The sequence below is a fragment of the Terriglobales bacterium genome (assembly GCA_035937135.1).
In the GTDB taxonomy this organism is placed as follows: domain Bacteria; phylum Acidobacteriota; class Terriglobia; order Terriglobales; family Acidobacteriaceae; genus DASYVL01.
Genome location: DASYVL010000189.1, coordinates 1 through 1583, shown reverse-complemented (window position 1 = coordinate 1583; position 1583 = coordinate 1). Strand labels below are relative to the sequence as shown.

The window sequence follows — 1583 nt, the reverse complement described above, 5'->3', positions numbered from 1 at the left end:
GTTATTCTTCGTTCGCCCCGGCTTCCTCGGCGTCACGCTCCGGCTCCAGCCGAAGCTCCGGCAACTTGGCTTCGCGCAGCCGCTGATTGAGCGCAGGAACATCGGACGTCTTGATTGCATCCCAGCGCTTCATCAGGGGAGAGAGGTCACGTTCGGCAACGCCGGCGGCGGTGGTGAGGGCCAGACTTGGCGGTGCGTCTGCCATGCCGGCGAGGCCGTAGAGAGTAGACACATCCCCGTTCACGCCGCCCAGGGTGGGTTCTTTGGATTTGTCTGATGGGGGCTTGTCTGCCGGCGCATCCTTGGGGCCATCGAGAAGCAGCGCGAGTTTCGCGTCCAGCGCCTGGAGCGATTCTTTGACGGCTCCATCCGCCTGACCGGAAAGCTTCTTGAGCTGCTCGCGCACGGAATTCGCGACCAGGACGGCTTCCGAACTGCGCGACAGCATCGAAGCCAGCCGGGTCTCGAGTTCAAATCGCCGTTGCAGACCGGCCAGCGGCGTGTGCACGCGCGGGTCCATTTTGACGGTGAGGGGCGCGGTCAGGCTCGCGCCATCCACGGTAAGGCGGACGCGGTACTGCCCGGGCAGCGCTCGCGGCCCCAGCGGCCCGCGCGGGGTGTCGTGCGGGCCTGCGGCGATAGGATACTCATGCTCCGTCGCGGTGGGCGATGGGTAGCGCAGGTCCCACACCCAACGATGCATTCCCTCCGCCGTGGAGAGTGCCTTGAACTCGCGCAACCAGTAGAGCGGGATGCGGTCTTTCCGAAGCTGCTCGGGGGTGAGCTCCGGCGGGTCGGTGCTGGAGTAACGCCGCACCACATGATTGCCCGCGTCGAGGATCTCAAGCGTCACGGCTCCTGAGGCCGGATGGGAGAGGGAGTAGTCAATCACCGCGCCATCCGGAGGATTGGCGCCCGCGGGTTCATCGGGAGGGAGGGGAGTGTCGGTGTTGGCGTCGCGCTGGATGCGGAAGGCGCGCGCGGGCTGGAACAAAAAGGCCTTAGAGGACGCGACGGATGCGCTCGCCTGGCGCAGCGGAGTGATGTTGTCGAGGATCCAGAAGGAGCGCCCGTGGGTGGCCACGATGAGGTCGCTGTCGTGGATCCACAGGTCGCGCATGGAGGTGTGCGGCAGGTTCAGTTGCAGAGGCTGCCAGTGGTCGCCATCGTCGAAGGACATCCACACGCTGGTTTCCGTGCCGGCGAAGAGCAGTCCCTTGCGGACCGGGTCTTCGCGGACCGTGTCCACCGGGGCGTTCTCGGGCAGCCCGGCGGTGATGCGCTGCCAGGTCTTGCCGCCGTCGTGCGTGCGGTAGATGTAGGGGCGAAGGTCGTCTATACGGAGGCGGCTCACCGAGGCGTACGCCGACTGGCTGTCGAAATGTGAAGCCTCGATCTGCGTGACCTTGCTCCAGGGCGTCAGCTCGGGAGGCGTGATGTCGGCCCACTTTGCGCCGCCGTCGCGGGTCAGCCAGATGAGCCCGTCGTCGGTCCCGGCCCAGATCGTGTTCACGCTCTGGAAGGAGGGCGCCAGCGAGTAGATGGCTCCGCGCTGCTTTGCGGCTTTCGGGTCCTTGGCGGCG

Annotated in this window: 1 protein-coding gene; it reads right to left on the bottom strand. The window is 66.4% G+C overall.

The window, feature by feature from the left end:
- Window position 1 precedes the first annotated feature (1 nt).
- On the bottom strand, window positions 2–1583 hold a 1582-nt coding region (locus tag VGQ94_10995; protein HEV2023035.1), incomplete at its 5' end, for a glycoside hydrolase.